The sequence below is a fragment of the Rahnella sp. PAMC25559 genome (genome assembly GCF_050632365.1).
Lineage (GTDB): Bacteria > Pseudomonadota > Gammaproteobacteria > Enterobacterales > Enterobacteriaceae > Rahnella > Rahnella rivi.
The window spans coordinates 3,718,745-3,741,160 of sequence record NZ_CP192543.1 but is presented as its reverse complement, the minus strand read 5'-3'; the positions used below and the strand labels follow the sequence as shown (position 1 = coordinate 3,741,160).

Annotated in this window: 19 protein-coding genes and 2 tRNA genes; 13 read left to right on the top strand and 8 right to left on the bottom strand. The window is 55.7% G+C overall.

Annotated elements, in window-relative coordinates; all coding sequences use genetic code 11:
- The first annotated feature begins 46 nt into the window (after nucleotides 1-46).
- Together ACQZQY_RS18425 and ACQZQY_RS18420 are read left to right on the top strand one after the other, a co-directional pair.
- Nucleotides 47-134 (top strand) — tRNA-Ser (locus ACQZQY_RS18425).
- A gap of 195 nt (nucleotides 135-329) precedes the next feature.
- Nucleotides 330-417 (top strand) — tRNA-Ser (locus ACQZQY_RS18420).
- Between the two features lie 96 nt (nucleotides 418-513).
- Here ACQZQY_RS18420 and ACQZQY_RS18415 read toward each other — a convergent pair.
- On the bottom strand, nucleotides 514-1,431 hold the full coding sequence (locus ACQZQY_RS18415) for an AraC family transcriptional regulator (protein ID WP_056769363.1): 918 nt from the start codon (nucleotides 1,429-1,431) through the stop codon (nucleotides 514-516).
- 137 nt (nucleotides 1,432-1,568) lie between these two features.
- On the opposite strand from ACQZQY_RS18415, the gene ACQZQY_RS18410 reads away from it, so the two are divergent.
- The 5 genes from ACQZQY_RS18410 to ACQZQY_RS18390 all read left to right on the top strand — a co-directional run bounded on the left by ACQZQY_RS18410 (nucleotide 1,569) and on the right by ACQZQY_RS18390 (nucleotide 7,236).
- Nucleotides 1,569-2,459, top strand: a complete 891-nt coding sequence (locus ACQZQY_RS18410) for an SDR family oxidoreductase (protein ID WP_431296170.1) — start codon at nucleotides 1,569-1,571, stop codon at nucleotides 2,457-2,459.
- Nucleotides 2,460-2,655: 196 nt separating this feature from the next.
- Nucleotides 2,656-3,744, top strand: a complete 1,089-nt coding sequence (locus ACQZQY_RS18405; protein ID WP_431296169.1) for an ABC transporter substrate-binding protein — start codon at nucleotides 2,656-2,658, stop codon at nucleotides 3,742-3,744.
- A gap of 75 nt (nucleotides 3,745-3,819) precedes the next feature.
- Nucleotides 3,820-5,589 (top strand): ABC transporter permease, encoded by a 1,770-nt coding sequence (locus tag ACQZQY_RS18400; protein WP_431296168.1) that lies wholly within the window; start codon nucleotides 3,820-3,822, stop codon nucleotides 5,587-5,589.
- Nucleotides 5,582-6,652, top strand: coding sequence for an ABC transporter ATP-binding protein (locus tag ACQZQY_RS18395; protein WP_431296167.1), 1,071 nt, complete (start codon nucleotides 5,582-5,584; stop codon nucleotides 6,650-6,652). The genes ACQZQY_RS18400 and ACQZQY_RS18395 overlap by 8 nt, the downstream gene beginning before the upstream one ends.
- Nucleotides 6,653-6,735: 83 nt before the next feature.
- A complete protein-coding gene (locus tag ACQZQY_RS18390; RefSeq protein ID WP_082465670.1) occupies nucleotides 6,736-7,236 on the top strand; it encodes a GNAT family N-acetyltransferase in 501 nt (166 codons plus the stop codon).
- Here ACQZQY_RS18390 and ACQZQY_RS18385 read toward each other — a convergent pair.
- On the bottom strand, nucleotides 7,214-7,411 hold the full coding sequence (locus ACQZQY_RS18385; RefSeq protein WP_217204040.1) for a hypothetical protein: 198 nt from the start codon (nucleotides 7,409-7,411) through the stop codon (nucleotides 7,214-7,216). The two genes, ACQZQY_RS18390 and ACQZQY_RS18385, sit on opposite strands and share 23 nt — an antisense overlap.
- Between ACQZQY_RS18385 and ACQZQY_RS18380 the strand changes: the two genes are divergently transcribed.
- On the top strand, nucleotides 7,344-8,972 hold the full coding sequence (locus ACQZQY_RS18380) for a methyl-accepting chemotaxis protein (protein ID WP_431296166.1): 1,629 nt from the start codon (nucleotides 7,344-7,346) through the stop codon (nucleotides 8,970-8,972). The two genes, ACQZQY_RS18385 and ACQZQY_RS18380, sit on opposite strands and share 68 nt — an antisense overlap.
- Nucleotides 8,973-8,997: 25 nt before the next feature.
- On the opposite strand, the gene ACQZQY_RS18375 is transcribed toward ACQZQY_RS18380, so the two are convergent.
- Nucleotides 8,998-9,597 (bottom strand): cupin, encoded by a 600-nt coding sequence (locus ACQZQY_RS18375; protein WP_431296165.1) that lies wholly within the window; start codon nucleotides 9,595-9,597, stop codon nucleotides 8,998-9,000.
- Between the two features lie 237 nt (nucleotides 9,598-9,834).
- Here ACQZQY_RS18375 and osmE point away from each other — a divergent pair, with 237 nt between their 5' ends.
- Nucleotides 9,835-10,167, top strand: a complete 333-nt coding sequence (gene osmE, locus ACQZQY_RS18370) for an osmotically-inducible lipoprotein OsmE (protein ID WP_056769377.1) — start codon at nucleotides 9,835-9,837, stop codon at nucleotides 10,165-10,167.
- 74 nt (nucleotides 10,168-10,241) lie between these two features.
- On the opposite strand, the gene ACQZQY_RS18365 is transcribed toward osmE, so the two are convergent.
- Nucleotides 10,242-11,969 (bottom strand): potassium/proton antiporter, encoded by a 1,728-nt coding sequence (locus ACQZQY_RS18365; RefSeq protein WP_056769379.1) that lies wholly within the window; start codon nucleotides 11,967-11,969, stop codon nucleotides 10,242-10,244.
- A gap of 194 nt (nucleotides 11,970-12,163) precedes the next feature.
- Between ACQZQY_RS18365 and ACQZQY_RS18360 the strand changes: the two genes are divergently transcribed.
- Nucleotides 12,164-12,358: a hypothetical protein gene (locus tag ACQZQY_RS18360; protein ID WP_056769381.1), complete on the top strand. Its 195-nt coding sequence runs from the start codon at nucleotides 12,164-12,166 to the stop codon at nucleotides 12,356-12,358.
- A gap of 35 nt (nucleotides 12,359-12,393) precedes the next feature.
- Here the strand turns inward: ACQZQY_RS18360 and ACQZQY_RS18355 are convergent, their stop codons facing one another.
- Genes ACQZQY_RS18355 through puuD form a run of 3 tightly spaced genes read right to left on the bottom strand, consistent with a single transcriptional unit; the run spans nucleotide 12,394 to nucleotide 15,123 of the window.
- Entirely contained in the window at nucleotides 12,394-13,707 is a 1,314-nt protein-coding gene (locus ACQZQY_RS18355; protein WP_431296164.1) for an NAD(P)/FAD-dependent oxidoreductase, read from the bottom strand.
- Between the two features lie 50 nt (nucleotides 13,708-13,757).
- A complete protein-coding gene (gene puuR / locus ACQZQY_RS18350) occupies nucleotides 13,758-14,315 on the bottom strand; it encodes an HTH-type transcriptional regulator PuuR (protein WP_056769385.1) in 558 nt (185 codons plus the stop codon).
- 4 nt (nucleotides 14,316-14,319) lie between these two features.
- Entirely contained in the window at nucleotides 14,320-15,123 is an 804-nt protein-coding gene (puuD, locus tag ACQZQY_RS18345) for a gamma-glutamyl-gamma-aminobutyrate hydrolase (protein ID WP_056769388.1), read from the bottom strand.
- Nucleotides 15,124-15,492: 369 nt separating this feature from the next.
- On the opposite strand from puuD, the gene ACQZQY_RS18340 reads away from it, so the two are divergent.
- Together ACQZQY_RS18340 and ACQZQY_RS18335 are read left to right on the top strand one after the other, a co-directional pair.
- Nucleotides 15,493-16,917: a glutamine synthetase family protein gene (locus ACQZQY_RS18340; protein ID WP_431297211.1), complete on the top strand. Its 1,425-nt coding sequence runs from the start codon at nucleotides 15,493-15,495 to the stop codon at nucleotides 16,915-16,917.
- Nucleotides 16,918-17,421: 504 nt separating this feature from the next.
- Nucleotides 17,422-18,798 (top strand): APC family permease, encoded by a 1,377-nt coding sequence (locus ACQZQY_RS18335; protein ID WP_056769390.1) that lies wholly within the window; start codon nucleotides 17,422-17,424, stop codon nucleotides 18,796-18,798.
- A gap of 723 nt (nucleotides 18,799-19,521) precedes the next feature.
- On the opposite strand, the gene sbcB is transcribed toward ACQZQY_RS18335, so the two are convergent.
- Nucleotides 19,522-20,949: an exodeoxyribonuclease I gene (gene sbcB / locus ACQZQY_RS18330; RefSeq protein WP_431296163.1), complete on the bottom strand. Its 1,428-nt coding sequence runs from the start codon at nucleotides 20,947-20,949 to the stop codon at nucleotides 19,522-19,524.
- A 225-nt stretch (nucleotides 20,950-21,174) separates the two neighbouring features.
- Here sbcB and ACQZQY_RS18325 point away from each other — a divergent pair, with 225 nt between their 5' ends.
- Nucleotides 21,175-22,272, top strand: coding sequence for an FUSC family protein (locus ACQZQY_RS18325; RefSeq protein WP_056769392.1), 1,098 nt, complete (start codon nucleotides 21,175-21,177; stop codon nucleotides 22,270-22,272).
- Nucleotides 22,273-22,416: the final 144 nt, after the last annotated feature.

Below are 22,416 nucleotides of genomic sequence, written 5' to 3'. Positions count from 1 at the left end.
CAGACTTTACAAGCGGATCGGCACTGTTTATAGTTCGCTTCGTTGCGGAGGGGTGGCCGAGCGGCTGAAGGCACCGGTCTTGAAAACCGGCGATGGGAAACCATTCGAGAGTTCGAATCTCTCCTCCTCCGCCATAAATAACACAAGAAAGCTGCTAAGTAATTAGCGGCTTTTTTTGTGCCTGTTATTCAGGCACGCGTCAGGGCATGCGTTTTAAATGCTCATAAAATCAACAAACTAGACTGAAAATAATGTTTGCATCTTTTTTCCGGTCTTGTATACTACGCCCCGTACTGAACGACTGACGTCGCAAAGTGCTTGTTGTTTACGGAGGGGTGGCCGAGCGGCTGAAGGCACCGGTCTTGAAAACCGGCGATGGGAAACCATTCGAGAGTTCGAATCTCTCCTCCTCCGCCATAAACAACACATCAAAGCTGCTAAGCAATTAGCGGCTTTTTTTGTGCCTGTCATTCGGCACATCCATTTGTCACTTCCCGTTCTCTTCATATGATGTCAGCCCGCTTGCTGCTGCCCGTACTGCCTTGGTGAACACCCGAGTGTCCGTTTGAACGCCGTACTGAAGGCGCTTTCTGATTCATAACCCAGCGACAACGCCACCGCCGATACCGGTTCTTTGCTGTTTGTCAGCCGGTCACCGGCCAGCAACATCCGCCAGCGGGTCAGGTATTCCAGCGGCGCGCTGCCGACGGCCAGCTTGAATTTCTGCGAGAACACCGAGCGCGACATGCCTGCCTGCTCCGCCAGCGTCTGCACCGTCCAGCGCTGCGCCGGGTTTTCATGCATTGCATTCAGCGCTTTGGAGAGTTGCCTGTCAGCCAGCGCGGCAAACCAGCCGCTGCTTTCCCCTTCCGCTGCGTTATCGACGTGCATCCGCAGCGCCTGCACCAGCATCATGTGCGCCATATGCTGCGCGATCAGCAATCCGCCTGGCCGCTGCTCACGCAACTCCTCCATCATCCGCTCAACCGCCCAGCGCAAACTGGCTTTGTCAGATTCTTTCGAGATGTGCACCACCGGCGGCAGCATCGCCAGCAGGGTAGAGGCGTGGGTGCCGCTGACCGCAAACCGGCTGCCGGTGAGGAAAAAATCCTTGCCGCCGTTGCAGGAAACCGTTCCGCCATCCCGCGCCTGCTGGAAAATTGGCCCGGCATCGACGGGCGGAATAGAGAGATCGCTGGCGAGCCGGAACGGGCGGCCAGCCGGTAACACAAAGCAGTCTCCGGCTTTCAGATGCACGGCGCCTGGCACGGAATCGACCGCCAGCCAGCATTCACCGGTAATGATCGCGTTACATTTAATCGACTGATAATGATCGGGGAATTGCACCGACCATGCGCCACCGGCTTCAAAACCTTTGGACATATAACTGCGTGGCTTCAGCAGTGACAACACATCAGAAAGAGGATCCATCAGCGGCTCCGGACGATTGCAAAGATAATGCGGACATTAGCGCATAGATCGTCTTTTCTCCAGCGCCTATAGTTTGCTCACTCAGGCATACCCATTTTCAGCCACAGCAAATTTAGCCAACAACAGGGGAATTCGAGATGCGTGTATTCGTTACAGGTGCAACAGGTTTTGTCGGTTCTGCGGTCGTGCAGGCATTGCTGCAGGCCGGTCATCAGGTGCTGGGGCTGGCGCGTTCAGAGGCCTCGGCGCAGGCGCTGACCGACGAGGGTGCCGACGTGCATCGCGGCAGTATTGAAGATTTGCAGAGTCTGGCCTCAGGCGCAGCGCAGGCCGACGGCGTGATCCACACCGCGTTTATCCATGACTTTTCACGATTTCTGGAGAACTGCGAAAAAGACCGGCTGGCGATTGGCGCGTTAGGTGCCGCGCTGAAAGGCACAGATAAACCCCTGATCGTCACCTCGGGCACTGCGCTGGTGAGTAACGGTCACCTGGCGACGGAAAACGATTTACCCGATCCGCAGGGGCAAAACCCGCGCATAGCGTCAGATAGGGCGGCCGCAGCGCTGGCAGAGCAGGGCGTGCACGTCTCGCTGGTGCGTCTGCCGCCGTCGGTGCATGGCGCGGGTGACCACGGATTTGTGCCGATGGTCATTGCCATGGCGCGGCAAAAGGGCGAATCCGCCTATATCGGCGCAGGGCAAAATCTCTGGCCAGCCGTTCACCGGCTGGATGCCGCCCGCGTGTTTGTGCTGGCGCTGGAAAAGGGCGCGTCGAACGCCATTTATCACGCGAATTCAGAACAAGGCGTGCCGTTTCGTGAGATCGCCACCCTGATTGGCAAACACCTTAACCTGCCGGTGGTGAGTAAAAATGCGCAGGAGGCGGGAGAACATTTTGGCTGGTTTACTCATTTCGCCTCACTGAACAACCCGACTTCCAGCCAGATCACCCGCGAGGTTCTGGGCTGGAAACCTGAACATCAGGATCTCCTGACCGATATCGACACCGCCGGCTATTTCAAATAATCGTATTTTACAGCCACGCAAACAGGTCACGCCGCTGACCTGTTTGCGTTTTTTGTCGTGGTGTTAATGGAGTTAATTGCCTAAAAAACGCCCCGAATCACACTTCGGGAAGATAAAAAATTTACCCTATTGCCTGCCAGAGGTTATGCGCTATGTTGATTTTTAGTTTCCCAAATGTAACTAGAGGTTAACAATAATGACGAACAAATTACGATTCTCTCTGATTGCTGCGGCTGTAATGATGTCTTCCTCTGCCATGTCTGCATTACCTCAGGGCTATCCGGCCGACTATCAAAAAATCGTCGATGCGGCGACCAAAGAAGGCAAAGTCGTGGTGTACTCCACCACCGATACCAAAGCGGCGGGCCCTCTGATTCAGGGCTTCGAGGCCGCCTATCCCGGCATTAAAGTTGAATATAACGACATGAACAGCACTGAACTGTACAACCGTTATATCAGCGAACAGGCGGCGGGCGGTACCAGCGGCGACGTGGTCTGGAGCTCCTCCATGGACACCGCGCTGAAACTGGCCACCGATTACGCGCAGGAATATAAATCGCCGGAACAGGGTCAGTTGCCGAAGTGGGCGGTGTGGAAAGACAAAGCCTACGGCACGACTTACGAACCTGTGGTGTTTATCTATAACAAGCGTCTGATCCCGGCCGGTGACGTGCCAGATTCTCACGCAGCGCTGGCGAAACTGATTGCCAGCCAGACCGATAAATTCAGGAAAAAGGTCACGACGTACGACATCGAGAAATCTGGCCTCGGCTTTATGCTGTCCGTGCAGGATTTCAAAGCCGATCCGAACTATTTCAAAACGCTGGCTGACGTCGCCAAAGGCGGTTTAGCGGTGCAGTCGTCAACCGGCACCATGATGGAGCGCGTTTCTTCCGGCGAAAATCTGATCGGCTTTAACATCCTCGGTTCTTACGCAGAAGCCCGCGCCAAAACGGATCCGTCGCTCGGCATCTCCTATCCGAAGGATTACACCCTGGTGCTTTCCCGCGTTTCCTTCATCAGCCAGGAATCGAAAAACAGTAACGCCGCCAGACTGTGGCTGGATTATGTGCTGTCGGAAAAAGGCCAAAGCATTCTGGCGAATCAGGCCGACATTCCGTCTATCCGTAACGATATCGAAGGTAAAAACGACATCGACGGCATGACCAAAATGTTAGGCAACGCCCTCAAGCCCATTCCGGTGGACGAAACCCTGCTGGAATACCTGCAACAGAAAAAACGCCTCGCTTACATCAAAGAGTGGCGCGCCGCTGCCCAAAAATAGCAGTTGGGGCGCGCATCAGCTCTGCGCGCCTCCCTTTCTCTTGCCTGATTTCGCTGCTAACCGAAGGGAAGTAACATGAATGCATTGCGCAGAAAGTGGCAAAGCCTGCCGCGTGGCATCGTGGTGCTGATAACCGCTCTGGTTATCTACATTCCGTTGTCGTTCATCGTGATACAAAGTTTTCTCTCCGCGCCGTTCTTTTCCCCGTCCAAAGAATGGAGCCTTGAGTCTTTTGAATTTATCTTCACCGATCCTTATTTCTATAAAGCGCTGAAAAGTGGCTTTATTCTGGCGTTCGGGCTGGTGGTGATCGCCATTCCACTTGGCGGCATCCTGGCGTTTTTGATGGTGCGCACCGATCTCCCCGGCAGACGTCTGATTGAGCCGCTGATCCTGGTGCCGATTTTCGTTTCGCCGATGGTCCTGGGTTTCGGTTACGTGGTTGCCGCCGGGCCGGTCGGGTTCTTCTCGTTGTGGGCGCAGGCCATCCTCGGTTTCGTGCCATGGAACATCTACGACATGTCGAGCATCGTGGTGATTGCGGGTCTGACGCACGTGCCGCACGCCTATCTCTATATTTCCTCGGCGCTGCGCAGCGTCGGGTCGGATGTTGAGGAAGCCGCGCGAACCGCCGGTGCTTCGCCGCTCCAGGTGATGACCGCCGTCAGTCTGCCGATGGTGCGCCCGTCGATTCTTTACGCCACCGTGCTGCTGTTTTTCCTCGGGCTGGAAGTGTTCGGCCTGATGCTGGTGCTGGGCGATCCGGAAGGCAACATGGTGCTGGCGACCTATCTGTATCAGCTGACCAACAAGCTCGGGACGCCGTCTTATCACCTGATGGCTGCCGTGGCGGTTGTGCTGATTTGCATCACTATCCCGCTGGTGATGTTGCAGCGCCGCCTGATGCGCACCGCCAACCGTTTTGTCACCGTGAAAGGTAAAGCGTCGCAGGCACGCGCTCTGCCGCTCGGTAAATGGCGCTGGGTGGCCGGTGCGGTGGTGGCATTCTGGCTGACGGTCACCATTGGCGTGCCATTGCTGGGTGTGGTACTGCGCGCGTTTATCTCCAACTGGGGGGTTGGCGTGTCGCTGTGGGATGAGCTGTCGCTCAATACTTTCCGTACCATCTGGGAGCAGCCGAACCTGCTGCGCGCCATCGTCAACTCAATGGCAATTGGTGTTATCGGCGGCGCGCTGGCGGTGGCCTGTTACCTGTTTATCGGCATCGCCATGCACCGTAAACCGGACGGTGTCACCCGCTTCCTCGATTACAGCGTACTGGTGCCGCGTGCCGTACCGGGCCTGCTGGCCGGTCTGGCTTTCCTGTGGGTGTTCCTGTTCCTGCCGATGTGGCTTGATAACGCCCTCAAATCCGGCTGGCTTTCCGGTATGCCGTGGTCGCAGTGGTTGCGTGACAATCTGGTGGTCTGGCTGCGATCGCTGCGCAGCACCATTTTCAGCGTCTGGCTGGCCTACACCGTGGTGTGGATGGCATACGGGTTGCGGCTGATCTCCTCGACGCTGTTGCAGGTCGGGCCGGAGCTGGAAGAGGCTGCGCGCAGTGCCGGTGCGACCCGCGGACAAATCACCCGCCACGTCACCATTCCGCTGTCGCGTTACGGGCTGATCGGCTCGTGGTTGCTGATGTTCCTGATTTTTGAGCGTGAATATTCCACCGGTGTGTATCTGCTTTCGCCGGGTACCGAAACCATTGGCTCGATGCTGGTTTCCCTGTGGGCGGCCGGTGCCATTGATATCGTCGCCGCGCTCTCCTTTATTAACATCCTGTTGGTGGTGTTAGGTCTGGGTATTGCCCTTCGTTTTGGAGTCAAATTACATGATTGAATTATCGGTCGAGAATCTGCACTTAACCTACGGCGACAATCCGGTGCTCAAAGGCGTGTCCATGGATCTGAAACGTGGCGAAGTGGTCTCCTTGCTCGGGCCTTCCGGCAGTGGCAAAACCACCTTACTGCGTGCGGTTGCCGGGCTGGAAAAACCGACACAGGGCACCATTATCATCGGCAAAAACAGAGTCTACGACGGCACGCCGCGCAGCGAAATTCCCGCCGAAGAGCGCAATCTCGGGCTGGTCTTTCAGTCTTATGCGCTGTGGCCGCACAAAACCGTGTTTGAGAATGTGGCCTATCCGCTGAAGCTGCGCAAAGTCTCTGCCGGGGAAATTACCCGGCGCGTGCAGGCGGTACTGGATCAGCTCGGGATGGGGCATCTGGGCAAACGCCATCCGCATCAGCTTTCCGGAGGACAGCAGCAGCGGGTGGCAATTGGCCGCGCACTGGTTTACAACCCGCCGGTGATTTTGCTTGATGAACCGCTGTCGAATCTCGATGCCAAGCTGCGCGAAGAAGCACGGGTTTTCCTGCGCGAACTGATCATCAAACTCGGGCTGTCAGCGCTGATGGTGACCCACGATCAGAACGAAGCGATGGCGATTTCGGATCGCATTCTGCTGCTCAATAACGGCAAAATCGAACAGCAGGGCACACCGCAGGAAATGTACGGTTCGCCGAAAACGCTGTTTACCGCCGAGTTCATGGGCAGCAACAACCGTCTGCACGGCAAAGTGACCGAAGTCCGCGACGGCAAAGCGCGGATAGAAGGGAAAGGCTGGGTATTATGGGGGCAGGCGGGCGAAGGGGTGCAAAGCGGGCAGGAGGGGACGGCAGTGATCCGCGTCGAGCGCGTGGTGCTGGCGGGCGGTCCGGGGGATAATCAGCTGGAATTACCGCTGCTGACCAGCATGTACCTCGGTGACCGCTGGGAGTATCTGTTCCGCACTGCCGGAGATGACTTCGTTATCCGCGCCTACGGTGCAGAAGTGCGCGATCCGCAGCATTGCCATCTGGCCTTACCGGAACAGCATGTGTGGATCTTCCCTAAAGTTTAATGAGTTAACTTAAGCCAACGACTTGACAGGCTCAGGGGGAATCCGCAAATTGGTTCCCCCTGATTGTTTAAAACGGTTTCTCCATGACTCAAAACACCTCTCCCGACGGCAACGACACCGTAAAAATCGCCAGCCTTGCCGATGTTCCGCATTACCTCGAGACGGTCACCGAATATCTGCACGGCGAATGGTCTGACTTCGCACACTGGGCACAAAAAGATTATATCCGCCAACGCCTTGTGCAACGGATTGGCAGCCGTGGCCGTCAGTGCGTGCTGATCGCACTTGATGAGAAAGAGCAGGTGGTGGGCACGGCGGGCGTGATGCGTTATGAACTCAGCGATGTCGCGGAGCGCAAATACTGGCTGGGCGAAGTGTTTACCTGTCATCATTTGCGCGGAAAAGGCATCGGCACGGCGCTGGTGAAAGCCTGCATTGCGCGTTCACGCGCGGCCGGCATTGATACGCTGTGGCTGTATACCCCCGATCAGCAGGGATTATACGGGCGTCTCGGCTGGCAGGAAGTGGAACAACGAGAAGTGAACGGCGAGCGGGTCAGTATTATGCAGCGCCCTCTGAACTGACGGCTGCCTCCTTTCTTCTGCGGACAGTCTCCTGCTGTCCGTGAAATATTTCTGTCATTTCCTGAGCGTAAAATTCTGCCACTTCCTTAAAATAATGCAGAATAATCATGATATTAACGCTCAGTTCCTTACCTGGCAAAGCCAGATTCAGCAGATTATTTCGATCCGTTTTCACTCAGCGTCCGCGCGGCATACTTTTCGGGGTAATTTGCGTTATCGCCCTGTTTTCTGCTTTGCAGATATTCTCCACGCTGGTGCTCACCAACATCCTCAGGGATGCCCGTAACAACGTCATTGCCACTGAAAGTCTGCGTCAGCAACAAGCCGTGATGGACAAAGCCCGCATGGAATTGCTGATGGCGAGCGACAAGCTGAACCGAGCCGGTATTTATTACATGCAGGATAAAGAAAGCGGCTCAGTGGGCAGCTGGAACAGCCTGCTGGAGGAATCGCTCGCGTCGCTCAGCGCCTCCCGGACAGCCTTCGCCCGCTTCGGCAAGATGACGAAAGAGAGTGACAAGGCCGCCACAGAACTGAAAGCCAGCTATCAGATGTTCTACGACGGGCTGCGCGAACAGTCGGACGGACTGCAAAAAAACAACAATATTGATGCCTTCTTTGAAGTGCCGGTTCAGGCATTTCAGGACGATTTTAGCCAGAAGTATTACGCCTATCTGGCCGTGAACGAGCACACCGCCGTTTCACTCAGCGACCGGCTGCTTAACGCGCTGACTCAGGCGAAAACCCTGTTTATGGCTGCCCTTGCCGTGCTGGCGGTGATCGCGGTGCTGGTCTGGCGCGGTGTTTCCGCCTGGGTTATCCGCCCGTTACAGCGGATGATTGGCCACATCAGCGTGCTGGCCGCCGGGGATTTATCCCGCGAGGTGAAAGATGATCACTCGCGGGTCACCGAAATGCGCGAACTGGGCGTGAGCCTGCGCGATATGCAACGCGGCCTGCAAAAGCTGGTCAGCGAAGTGCGCGATGCGTCAGCGCATATTTTAGTGAACATCAATCAGATGGCCGAGGGCAACGAGGCGCTGTCGGCACAGGCGGCGATCCAGAGCCAGGAGCTGAATGCGGCCACCGGGCATATCACCCAGCTCAATGAACGGGTGAAAGAAAACGCCGCCCACGCACAACAGGCCAGCCAGCGGGCAGGGCAGGCCAAAAACGTGGCGACACGCGGCGGCGAGGTGATGGGGCAGGTGGATACGGCGATGAAGCAGATCGTCAGCCAGTCTTCACAGATGAGTAAAATTGTCTCGATGATCGATAACGTGGCGTTTCAGACCAATATTCTGGCGCTGAACGCCGCAATCGAAGCGGCGCACGCCGGGCAACACGGGCGCGGGTTTGCGGTGGTGGCGAAAGAAATTGGCCTGCTGGCGCAGAAAAGCAGCCATTCAACAAGAGGCATTCATCAGCTGATTGATGACTCCGTGCAGCAAATCGGGCGCGGTTCGGCCTCGGTGACGGTGCTGGGGAAAAGTCTGGAAGAAATTATCGCCATCTTTAACGGCCTGAGCGCGCTGGTGGAAGAGATCTCAGCCGCCACCCTGTATCAGGGGCAAAGTGTTCACGATGTCTCCGAACGCATTTCCGCGCTCAATCAGGTCACTTTGCAAAACGGTAAGCTGGCCGATCACGCAGCGGCCTCTTCGCGGCAACTGCTGAGTCAGTCGCAACGGCTGGAAAAAGCGGTGGCGCGCTTTGCGCTGGGGGCAGGCGGATAAGCCTTTGCCGCGCGCACATTCCCGCTTATTTCGTGTGCCAGGTAATCATGCTGCCTTCACTGTGCCCGGTCACCGGATCGGTGGCAGGCAGCGGAACGGCGCTGACCGCCTTGGTGCGCGCCGCCAGCTGTGACGGCTCATCATGGCAGAGATCGGCTTTCACCTGGGGCGGATAGGCGCCCACCAGCATAAAATCCTCGTCGGCGGAAATCTGTTTATGACCGATCCCCGCCGGTAGCAGCAACACATCGCCGGTTTTCACCTCAATCAGTTTTCCCTTTTCCCCGCCAAGTTGCAGCGTGGCGGAACCGGCGAACACGCCCAGCGCCTCATGGGTATTCGAATGGAAGTGAGTGAAGGTGTAGACCGGGTAGCGCCACTGCGGTGGCCAGCCGTTGGAACGGAACAGGTGCTCGAGATAGTCGGCATTATCGGCAACGTTTGGCGGAATAACGCGATGATAAATCATCACCGGCAGCCGGTTGTTAGGCACGCCCCCTGACGGCTTATCAATCAGCAAAGTCTCCATCGCAACCTCCCGTGGGGTGGCAAATCCAATACGCGGCAGTGGCATCAGAGCGATGACACCCAGCAACGTGACAAACCGACGTCGATCCACAAGCATCAGGCCGGGCTCCTTTTCTCTCAATGGCTTACCTCTTTCATGTATAGAACATAACTGTCTGAAAATCATCTTCGTCAGACAGATTTAAGAGGGGAAACCCGCAGGCGGCTTATCAGATAAAACTTAAAAACTGTAGCTTTCAACAAATAGAAGTCATATTCAGTGGATAAATGCCTTATCTCTTCTATGCTTAACTTGCTTATACAAAAATAGAAAAAGTACTCAGGAGGAGATGTTATGAATAAGAAAATGTTACTTGTGGTGGCGACAGCCGTTTCTGTACTGGCAGGGTGTCAGACTTACGACCGCGCAGCGAGCTACGTTAAAGAGCCTGTGGTCAGCGATGTGAAAGTCGGTATGACGAAAACGCAGGTTCGCGCTATTGCAGGGCCACCATCAACAGAAGCGACGCTTATCCATGCGAAAGGCACTTGCCAGACGTATGCAGTGGCTCCGCGTGATGGTAAAGCACAGACTTACTTCGTCAGCTATAACGACACCGGTCATGTCATGAACAAAGGCTACCAGTCTTGTTCTGACTACGACAAAGACCCGCAAGCTGCTCAGTAATCTGCTTTGAATTATCTGGGAAGGCTCACCGGCCATCCCGGCTTTCCCCTCGCAAGAGGGGAAAGAATCAGACCTCAGGCTTTCTCCGTCACAATCCTCACACCGACCTTACTCACCTGATGACCGTCCATTTCGGCAATCGTCCACGTCAGACCATCCCATTCAATATGATCACCGATCACCGGCTCACCGCCCAGTAACCTGATCACGAAATGCCCCAGCGACTGCGACTGATCCACCGTTTCTTCCAGATTCAGCCCGTAAAGCTGTGAAATCGCGTCCAGAGGGGCATCGGCCTGCAAGATGAAATCACCGAAGAACCGGTCGTCGAGCACCACTTTATTGCTGTCACTGAACAATTTACCCAGCTCCGGCAGGTGTTTTTCCTGACCAATGACACAGAGAATATCGCCCTCTTTGAGCCGCGTACTGCCGGTGGGGTGCAACATCTCTTTGCCACGGAACAGGGCGGCAATTCGGGTTTCCTTCGGCATTTGCAGATCACGCAGCGCTGCGCCGACGCACCACTTCTCCGAGCCCAGCTGATAAATAAACTGTTCCCAGTCGTTATACACATCGATATCCAGCCCGAGGCGGGAAATCGGCGTCGGCTGCGGCGGAACCAGTACCTTCGCTTTTTTCGCCGCAAACCCCAGCGACGTACCCTGCACCAGCAGGGAAACCAGCACGATGAAAAAGGCCACGTTGAAGAACAGCGTGGCGTTCGGCAATCCGGCCATCATCGGGAACACCGCCAGAATGATCGGCACCGCGCCGCGCAGGCCAACCCACGAGATAAAGAACCGTTCGCGCAGGGTGAAGTTTTTGAACGGGATCAGACTGACGAAAACCGACAGCGGCCGCGCGAGCAGGATCATCCACAGCGAGAGCGCCAGGGCAGCGACAGCGATGGGCAACAGATCGCTTGGCGTCAGCAGTAATCCCAGCACCAGGAACATGCCAATCTGGCTCAGCCACGCCAGCCCGTCGAAGGTTTGCATAATCCCGTGGCGGTTGCGGATCGGCATATTGCCCAGCATCAGCCCGCACAGGTAAACCGCCAGAATACCGCTGCCTTCCAGCGCCATGGTAGCGGCGTAAACCAGCAGGCCACCGCTGAAGGCCAGCAGCGGGTATAAACCGGCGGCCAGGGTGATTTTGTTGATGAGTTTGTGCAGCAGCCAGCCGCCGCCGAGGCCAAACACGATGCCGAGGCCAAACTGGCGCACCACATCCACGATAAACATCAGGCTCAGCCCGTGTTCACCTTTGGAAATCATGTCGATCAGGGTGATGGTCAGGAACACCGCCATCGGGTCATTACTGCCGGATTCTATCTCCAGCGTGGCGCTGACACGCTCGTTGAGGCCTTTACCGCCAATCAGTGAGAACACGGCGGCGGCATCGGTCGAGCCGATAATCGCGCCAATCAGCAGGCCCTGCATCAGATCGATGTGGAACAACCACGCCGCCGCCATGCCGGTCAGCCCGGCGGTGATCAGCACGCCGACGGTGGCCAGTGACAGGGCAGGCCACAGCGCGACACGAAACGACGAGGCCCGTGTGCGCATCCCGCCGTCGAGCAGGATCACCGCCAGCGCCAGGTTACTGACCAGATACGCTGCCGGATAATTATCGAATGCGATCCCGCCGATGCCGTCGACCCCCGCCAGCATACCGATGGCGAGGAAAATGACTAAAATAGGGATGCCAAGCTTAGAAGAGAACGAACTGAGCAAAATGCTCGCTGCGACTAACAGGGCGCCAATAAAGAAAAGTGTGTTGATCGTGCTGGCGTCCAAGAGTGTTCTCCTTGTAAAGCATGATTGGCGCGGGGGAAGTGCGGTTTCATCATCAGTGACGAGGTGACTAATTTATCAGGAAAATGAGCCCCTTGCTGGGGTCATTTCGGATTTTTATTAGTTGCACTTAAGAATAAAAAACTATGCTTAATGATGAGAGAAGTCTATCTGCAATCAGTCAACAGGAGCAGCAAATGAGTGAATTTACCGGCGTACACCGTGAAGTGCTGGAAGATGGCAGCATCAAACATGTGGTTATCCGTGATGCAGCGGGCAATGAGCAGGCAATGGCCGCAAAAGATTACATTTCGCAAGGGATCCAGCCGGAACTCGATGAGTTGCCCGAAGTGGGCACCTCTGAGGAATTTCCGGTGTCCGGCAAAGGCTGAATCCCCGCCCCGCGCACGCGCGGGGAACGCCTTTTTTACACGCCTAAACGGTCACGCAGTGAATAGTAAGCGGCACCAAGCATGGTGAACGGCACCTGGAAGTTGCGGCCACCGAAGAAGGGCATGTGCGGCAGACGGGCGAAGGCGTCAAACCGCTCGGCGTCGCCGCGCAACATCTCGGTGATGAGCTTTCCGGCCAGATGCGTGAGCGTCACCCCGTGCCCGCTGTCTCCCTGCATATAGTAGATATTATTTTCCAGCCGTCCGAACTGCGGCAGGCGCGAGAGCGTCAGCAGGAAATTGCCACCCCAGCGGTAATCAATCTTCACGCCCTTAAGCTGCGGGAAGGTGCGGTTGAGCTTGGGCAGGATCACTGAATCAATATTCGGCGGATTTTTGCCGCCATAGGTCACGCCTCCGCCATACAACAGGCGGTTGTCGGCAGTGAGGCGGAAATAATCCAGCAGATAATTGCAGTCCTCCACGCAATAATTATTGGGCAGCAGGGAGAGCGCCATATCGTCCGACAGGGGTTCGGTGGCAACAATCTGCGAACCGCACGGCATGCTGAGGCGCGTAAGGCGCGGGGCCAGTTGCTGGCTCAGATACGCATTGCCGGCCAGGATCACATATTTTGCTCTGACCTGACCTTTCGCCGTGTGGACCAACGCCGGGTCGCCGTGGTCGATACGCGTCACCGCCGAGCCTTCATAAATACGCCCGCCGTGACGGCGCACCGCTTCGGCTTCGCCCAGCACCAGATTGAGCGGGTGAATATGGCCGCCATTTTTATCCAGCAGCCCGCCGACGTAACGGTCGGTGGCGATCTCGCGGCGGATGGCACTTTCATCCAGCAGGGTTAATTCGGTATGCCCGTAACGGTTCCACAGCTTTTGCTGGTCACGCAGTTTTGACAGCTGGCGTGAACTCAGCGCGGCAAACACGCAGCCGGGGCGATAGTCGCAGTCAATGGCGTACTGGTCGATGCGCTGACGGATAATGTTCGCGCCTTCAAACATCATGCTGCCGAGCATATCTGCGGTCTGCCGCCCGTAACGATCTTTAATCACATCAATATCACGGCTGTAGGAATTGACCACCTGGCCGCCGTTGCGCCCGCTGGCGCCCCAGCCGACGCGGGCGGCTTCTAACACCACCACGTCATAACCGGCTTCACAAAGGTATAAAGCGGAAGAGATGCCGGTGTAACCGGCGCCGACAATACAGACATCGCACTCAATATTGTCAGTCAGCTCCGGCCAGGGCGCATGCGCATTGACGGAGCTGGCGTAGTAGCTGTCGGTGTGAGGCGCACCGACGGCGCGGGGACTTCCTGTTTGAGCACTCATAATGACATCCTTCTTTGGGTTCCCGTTGCCACGCCCGGAGCCGGTGACAACTAGAAGGTATTAGGGGTATGTGCACTGACTATCCTGCAAATCCGCGTAGAAATATTACTGAAGCTGTGGGGGTTAGCGGTGTTAATGGCATAGCTTTGCCCCGCACGCAGCGGATAACGTTGACCGTTGACGGTTAAAATGATTTCTCCTTCTAACAACGTACCGACTTCTTCTCCCTGATGTTTGATTTTGTCGCCAGTGGTACTGCCGGGCTGATAAGTTTCCAGCAGCATGGCGACCGCGTGGTTTGGCGTGCCGTTGTGCACCATTTTCATGGACACTCCCCGGCTGCCGATTTCTATTAATTCCGCCGAATCAATGACAATTCTCGGTTTGTCACTTTCCCGCGTTTCAGCAAAAAATTCCGATAACGACAGCCCATATACCCGTAATAACTTTTGCAGCGTACTCACGGCGGGGCTGACTTTATCCTGCTCGATGGTGCTGATGGCGCTGTGCGTCAGGCCAGACAACTCGGCGGCTTTGCGTTGGGACATGCCGAGTTGCTGACGAATTTCAGAAAGCCGGCGACCAGGCGCCAGACTGACTTCGCTCATCCGTCTATTCCTCGCGAGCGCTCCGGGCCTGATGGCCTTTGCGGCAGGCATTGATAAATGCGTTGAACAACTGACGGGACACCGGGTCCGTCAGGCTGTGCCATTCAGGGTGCCATTGCACACCCAGAGCAAAGGGATGGTCGCGCACACTCACGGCTTCCACCAGATTATCCGGCGCACGGGCTTCCACATTCAGTTCTGCGCCCAGACTTTTCGCCCCCTGACCGTGCAGGGAATTCACCTGAAACTGCTGATAATCAGGTAACAATTCCGAAAGTAATCCCCCCGGTGCAATGTGAACCGGATGCACAACGTTGTATTGATCATCATGCGGCAGGGTGGTGTCTTCGCGGTGATCCATATATCCCGGCACCTCCTGTACCTTGCGATGCAGCGTGCCGCCGGTGGCCACCACTAACTCCTGCAAACCACGGCAGGCCGCGAACAGCGGGATCTTCTTATCCAGTGTGGCGCGGATAAGTTGCAGACTCAGGCGATCCCGCCCCGGATCGGCAAGCTCCTCGACACCTTCTTCACCGTACTGATGAGGCTCAATATTACTGGGGCTGCCGGTGAGGAAGATGCCGTCAAGGCCTTGCAGGATCTGGTCTATCGCGCCTTCGCGCGCTGCCAGCTCATGCGGCAGGCAGACGGGCAGGGCGTCGGCGTTGAAAATGGCGTCCAGATACTTTTCGTGAACGGTGAGTGCAGGGTTTTCATCAACAGAATTCTCACACATGACTACCCCAATGATCGGTCTGTAGCTGGTCTGTTTCCCCGCTGATGCCGTGGAAAATATATTGCCCATAGTCCCGCCTCGTTGAGTAAGTGAATGGAATAACAGGTCGTGCCTCCCCGCACGCTGTTTTAACGCATTTGATCAGTGGTGATGGCCTTCTTCTGTCCAATTTAGCAGCGCCATGATGGCTTTTCAAACAGAGTTGTTACTGAATTGTATGTGTTGCAAAAAATTTATGTTAAGGCTAGGGTTAATCATATGGCCTATATTTTGAGCATGGCCGAGCGGGTAACAGACACACCAGAAGAAGATGACAAATGAGAAAACTGCGTTGAACAGAGCAACCAAACGGTAAGGCTTAACCGGCAGGCATCATGGTGGTGCCGTTGACGCCGGAATCCAGCAAATGGCGGAAAACCTATGCAAGCGACTGAACTGATGAATGAAATTAAGAAAGAGATTAGCGAGAACACCTCTCTTGCTAAGCACATTGAAGAGCGAAGTAGCGCGTTCCAGGATGAAGTAACCCAGTACCTGGAGCGTCACCCGCAAACCCTTCACGTCGACGTCCTGCTCACAGATCTCAATGGTTCCTTCCGCGGCAAACGCGTTCCCATCTCCGCCCTGCGCAAACTTGAAAAAGGCTGTTATTTCCCGGCATCGGTTTTTGCCATGGACATTCTCGGGAATGTTGTGGAAGAAGCGGGTCTTGGGCAGGAGCTTGGCGAACCCGATCGTAACTGTATTCCCGTCCCCGGCACCTTAACGCCGTCAGCGTCTGACCCCGAACACACCGGCCAGCTGTTGCTGACCATGCTTGACGAAGATGGCACTCCCTTTGACGTTGAACCCCGCAATGTGCTGAATCATATCTGGCAAACATTGCGCCAGCGGGGATTGTTCCCGGTGGTAGCGGTAGAGCTGGAGTTTTATCTGCTCGACAGGCAGCGCGATGCGGAAGGCTATATCCAGCCGCCGTGTACGCCCGGTACGCAAGAGCGCAGCATGCATACGCAGGTCTATTCCGTGGATAATCTCGATCACTTTGCCGATGTGCTGAGTGACATTGACCGTCTGGCACACATTCAGGGCTTGCCGGCCTCGGGTGCCGTGGCGGAGTCCTCACCGGGACAGTTTGAAATCAATTTGCAGCACAGCGAAAATATTCTGCGCGCCTGTGATTACGCCCTGATGCTTAAGCGTCTGGTGCGCCTGGTGGCGGAAAATCATGAGATGGACGCCACCTTTATGGCGAAACCTTACGACGACTACGCGGGCAGCGGGATGCACATCCACCTCAGCGTGCTCGATGACAATGGCAAAAACCTGTTTGCCAATACGGATGGTCAGGATTCAGAACTGATGAAACGCTCACTGGCCGGGATGATCGCCCTGATGCCCGCGTCGATGGCGATTTTAGCGCCGAACGTCAACGCGTTCCGCCGCTTCCAGCCGGGCATGTATGTGCCGACGCAGGCGTCATGGGGGCATAACAACCGCACCGTCGCGCTGCGCGTACCCTGCGGCGGCGTGGCCGATCATCGCGTTGAGTACCGCGTTGCCGGTGCGGATGCCAACCCTTATTTAGTGGTCGCCACCGTGCTGGCGGGCATGTTGTTCGGGCTTGATAACGATCTGCCGTTGCCGGAACCGGTCACCGGGAACGGTCTGGAGCAGGAGGGTATTCCGCTGCCCATCCGCCAGAGCGATGCCCTGTATGATTTTGATGAACAACCGGCGCTGAAAAAGTACCTCGGCGAACGTTTTTCGCAGGTCTATCACGCCTGTAAATTCGATGAGCTGTTGCAGTTTGAACGCCGTGTGACGGAAACCGAAATCGACTGGATGCTGCGTAACGCCTGATTTCCTTCACCACGGGCGCCGTTTTTACGTTATCAGTGCCCGCACTTTGAGGAAATCCATGCACGAATGTTTAAATCTGGAAAAGAATTTGTAACTGAAAGCCTATGAATCTTGTCATTCATGCGTGATTTGTGCAAAATACGCCGCACTGCAGATAACCGACGCTTAAAGGCGCCGGTTATTTTTTTTGTATGTGCAGTACCCAAACTAATTCAACAGAGGCCGGACCCAGATCCGGATAGATAACAAGGTTCGTGTGCGATCCCAAATTAACAACGGTCGCCACTATGAGGAAATGTAACATGGGGCAATATTTCAAACCTGTACCGGTGCCTGCCGGTGCTTCTTTCCGCTGCGGCCACATTCGCTCAGCCTTCACTTGCGTCTCCAGCGATGTGAAGATCTATCCCCCGTTTACTGGTAATAACTCACGAAGTTTTCCCTGTACGTTGCGTTCAGAGGCGTTTAAGCGCCCGGTGTCTGCAATTCAGGGAGGACTGAGCCATGTCTGCTAATACATCTGCCGCTCCGGCCACTCAGCGCGTTCAACTGCGTAAAACCCTGACACTGGTTCAGGTTGTGATGATGGGGCTTGCCTATCTGCAACCGATGACCATTTTCGATACCTTCGGCATCGTTTCCGGCCTGACCGATGGTCACGTCGCGACCGCGTACATCTTCGCGCTGATCGCCGTTCTGTTTACCGCCGTGAGCTACGGCAAACTGGTGCAGCGTTTCCCGTCTGCCGGTTCTGCTTATACTTACGCGCAAAAAGCCATCAGCCCGCACGTCGGCTTTATGGTGGGCTGGTCATCACTGCTGGACTACCTGTTCATGCCGATGATCAACATCCTGCTGGCGAAAATTTACCTGGAAGCGATCTTCCCCGGCGTGCCGTCGTGGATATTCGTTACCGCACTGGTGGCGATGATGACCGCGTTCAACCTGCGCGGCATCAAAGTGGTGGCTAACCTCAACAGCATTATTGTGGTGGTGCAGGTGGCGATCATGGTGGTGTTCCTGGGGCTGTTGGTCCGTGGTGTTTACATGGGCGAGGGCATGGGGACGCTGGCGACCACCAAGCCGTTCTTCAGTGAAAACGCGCACGTGGTGCCGATGATCACCGGTGCGACCATTTTGTGCTTCTCGTTCCTCGGCTTTGACGGCATCAGTTCGTTGTCAGAAGAAACGCCGAACGCGGGCAAGGTCATCCCGAAAGCGATTTTCCTGACCGCGCTTATCGGCGGCATCATCTTTGTTGTGGTGTCTTACTTCCTGCAACTGTACTTCCCGGACATTTCACGCTTTAAAGATCCGGACGCTTCGCAGCCTGAAATCATGTTGTACGTGGCCGGTAAGTTCTTCCAGTCCGTCATTCTGTGCTTTAGCTGCGTAACCGTTCTGGCTTCCGGCATGGCGGCGCACGCCGGTGTTTCCCGTCTGCTGTACGTGATGGGCCGTGACGGTGTATTCCCGGAAAAACTGTTTGGCTATGTGCATCCGAAATGGCGTACCCCGACCTTCAACGTCTTGCTGGTTGGCGTGGTGGCGATGTCTGCGGTGACCTTTGATCTGGTCACGGCGACGGCGCTGATCAACTTCGGCGCGCTGGTGGCATTCACCTTTGTAAACCTGTCGGTGATTTCCCAGTTCTACATCCGTGAAAAACGTAACCGTACGCTGAAAGATCACATCAACTATCTGATCCTGCCGGTGATTGGTGCGCTGACAGTGGGTGCGTTGTGGCTGAACCTGGAATCCAGCTCCATGACGTTGGGTCTGGTGTGGGGCGCTATCGGGTTGGGTTATCTGGCGTTTATTACCAATGCTTTCAGAAAGCAGCCGCCGCAGATGAGCGGGGAAATCGCCCCCGAGGCGTAATTGCAGAGGGCCGCTGCAATGGGGGCTTTTATTGCTGACGCTGATCGAGGATATTTCGGTTTCTCACTGTCTGCGATTACCTGAACTTTTGCGCCGAAACCGAGCAGAGGGGAAAGACTTTTCCCCTCTGCACTCCCCTCGCTTTTTCAAACCCGTGCCATGCAGACAGGCTATGTTTCAGGTATTCCTGCTATTGCCGCAAAATCCCGTCGCTGCGCGATTCCCTTCGGTCGGGTTACAACCCGCGCAAAAAAACGCGCGGTTTTTCACCTCTCCCTCCGGCGTGATTTCTGAACGCGGCTACTGACTCCCGGGTCACAACTTCACCCGTTCGGATCATTTTAAAAGCAAAACGCGTTGCTCAACATTCATCTGATATTGATTTTGAAATCATCATTCATCTGGTTTTGATTTTGAAAAAGGTGGGAGGGCGCGATCAAAAAATCCTGCCGAACGGAGCGGCTTCGAGACCTTAGGCTCGAAGACCGGGAGAGGGCACCGCGCAGCGGCAGGGTTTTGCGCCACTCACTGTTGCCACAGGATATGTCCGCCGTGCCAGCGATAGCGCGCAGTTAAAAGCGGGGAGGAATCCAAAGGAGGGAAAGCACTTCCCTTCTTTGGGCGGTTTCGGCGCAGCGCGTTAAGTGAACACTGCAATTAAGAAACCGAAATTATCTCAATACGCAGTGAAAAGGGGGATTTGGGGGAAGCCCCCGAACTAAATCACCCGACCAGTTTCTTGCCGTATTCAAACAGCGCCCCGAGAAGCGCCATCTTCTCCCCATCTCCCTCATGCAAGTTATAGAGCGCTTCAAGCTCTAATGCATAATTCTGAAAACGCTCGTCAGTGAGCTTGGTCTGACGATGTAACATCCAGCGCTTTTGTTCGGCATCCGTCAGTGTCTCGGGGTAGTTGCGTGCGCGGAAACGGAACAACAGCGGTTCGATGCGGGAATCATTAAACGTCAGATCCAGCGCAGGAAGATTCTCCGGGCGGGTTTCCAGAATGATGCGCATGGCGGCGCGATCGGCATCGCTGAAGAAACCGTCGTAAAGGCGGGCATCAACGTCGTCTGATGGCGTAAACGGCTCGGCTTCGGCGAACATCGTCACCACTTTCTCGCGCACCTGCGGGTTCTGGCGCAGCAGTTGCAGGTTTTCCAGACAGCGCTGACGATCAATCCCCAGCCGCTCGGCGTTTTCCGGCAGCAGCGTTTTGGCCGGCGCCAGCACCGGGCATTTATTGACGTGCACCAGTTTAATTGGCAAAGGCGATTGCCCCGCCTGCAACGCGTCGCGGCGGCTGTAGAGGCGCTCGCGCATTTCATCAGGAGTGAGATCCAGCAACGTCGACATATCACCGGCCAGATCGCACATGATCACGGCGTTTTTATTCTCAGGATGCCACGCCAGCGGCGCAACCCACGCGGTGTTGCCGCGCGCGGCGCCGAACATGCCGGAGACGTGCACCAGCGGCGCCATCGAGGGAATGTCGATCAGCGTATTGAGTTTATGTTTGCTGCGATGCTCGAGCAGGAAGCTGAACAGGCGCGGTTGTGCCTGCCTGACCAGCTTCGCCATGGCGATAGTGGCGTAGACATCGGCCATCGCGTCGTGGGCATTTTCGTGTTCGATGCCGTTGGCTTTGGTCAGATGTTCGAGGCGGAAACTGGGGAAGCCTTCGTCATTTTCCGGCCAGTTGATGCCTTCCGGGCGCAGCGCATAGCAGGCGCGCATCACGTCGAGGAGATCCCAGCGCGAATTGCCGTTCTGCCAGCTGTAGGCATAAGGGTCGTAAAAGTTGCGGTAAAGAATGTTACGGCTGACTTCATCGTCGAAACGAATATTGTTATAGCCGACGATGCAGGTGCCCGGCACGCTGAACGCCTGGTGAATTTGCGCGGTAAACTCCGCTTCGCTCAGGCCGCGTTCCAGCGCAATCTGGGGCGTTATGCCGGTGATCATCACCGCTTCCGGTTCCGGCAGGTAATCATCAGAAGGGCGGCAATAAATCACTAACGGCTCTTCGATGATATTGAACTCTTCGTCAGTCCTCACCCCGGCAAATTGCGCAGGGCGATCCAGCGCCGGATTTTTACCGAATGTCTCGTAATCGTGGAAGTAAAACGTTTTTTGAGGCTTGTCTGACATGACGAAGATAACCTTATCAGTGCGGAATTGGGGGTGAATCGCCGGATAGGATACCATCCGACGCAACGATGTCATGACAAAATCCTCAGTAGCGCAACAGACCCCGCAAATCGCCGGAATTTCCCGCACGCATCCCGCAAAACCCTGACCAAACCGGGGTGATCCACTTTACTAACTCGGCTAAACTAACGCTCTCATTGAATAATCGCCGATGGCAGGCCAAACGTGCGTCTCGACAAGAAAATTTCCCCGCTGGATAACGTCATCTATCGCCACTACCGCATCACCCATGCGCTGCGTATTGCACTGGCGTTTATCCTGACATTCCTGATCGTCCGCCTGACTCACATTCCTGAAGGCACCTGGCCGCTGATCACGCTGGTGGTGGTGATGGGGCCGATTTCATTTTGGGGTAACGTGGTTCAGCGGGTGATGGAGCGCGTCAGCGGGACGGTACTGGGATCGGCGTCGGGCCTCATCGCCTTGTGGCTGGAACTCTATTCGCTGCCGCTGATGCTGGTCTGGTGTGCCATCGTGATGTTCGTCAGCGGTTATCTGACGCTCGGAAAACGTCCCTACATGGCGCTGCTGATCGGCATTACGCTGGCTGTGGTGTGCGGGGCCGGGCCGGGAGATATGGAAATGGCGCTGTGGCGTTCCGGTGATGTGATATTTGGCTCATTTCTGGCGCTGTTTTTTGCCAGCATTTATCCGCAGCGCGCCTTTATTCACTGGCGCATGCAGATGGCCGACTACCTGATGTCCCTCAACAAAATCTACAGCGCCTGGCTTTCCCCCAATCTGCTTGAACGCCCGCACCTGCATGGCAAGCTGAAATCGGCGATGAGTCAGATGGTGAAAATGCGTTCACTGTTTGCGCCCGCCAGCAAAGAATCGCACATTCCCCGCGAGGTGTTTGACGCTGTCCAGACCCTCAGCCGAAATCTGTTATGTACGCTCGAACTGCTGGCCGATGCTTACTGGAGTTCACGCGAAAGCCATTTCCTGATGCTCAACGCGCGCACCTTGCGCAGTGCGCAGTTGCTGATACTGGATACGCTGGAAAAACTGAGCCTGATGTTGCTTAACGGCACGCGGGGCGATGAACTGAAAATCAGCCATCAGCTGAATGAATCTGCAGAAGAGCTGAAAGCGCTGATGGCAGAAATGAATGCCGCCCACCATCTGGAAGCGCAAGTCTATGGTTACGTCTGGCTGAGCGCGCAGGTGGCGGAACAACTGAAGTCAATGGGAGATCTGATCACCCTGACCATGCAAAAAGAAGAAGCTCAAATAAGCAGCGGTAAAACGCCGAAAGCATGAAGGGATTTTTTTCTGCCGCCTAAAACGGGTAAGATGGCGGTATTGGACGATTATCTGAGCGCGCAGCACGCACTTTGCTCCTCTTTTTGCTAAGTTGTTATTCACTGTCAGTCACATGTGAATAAGCGGTTGCGACAAGTCAGT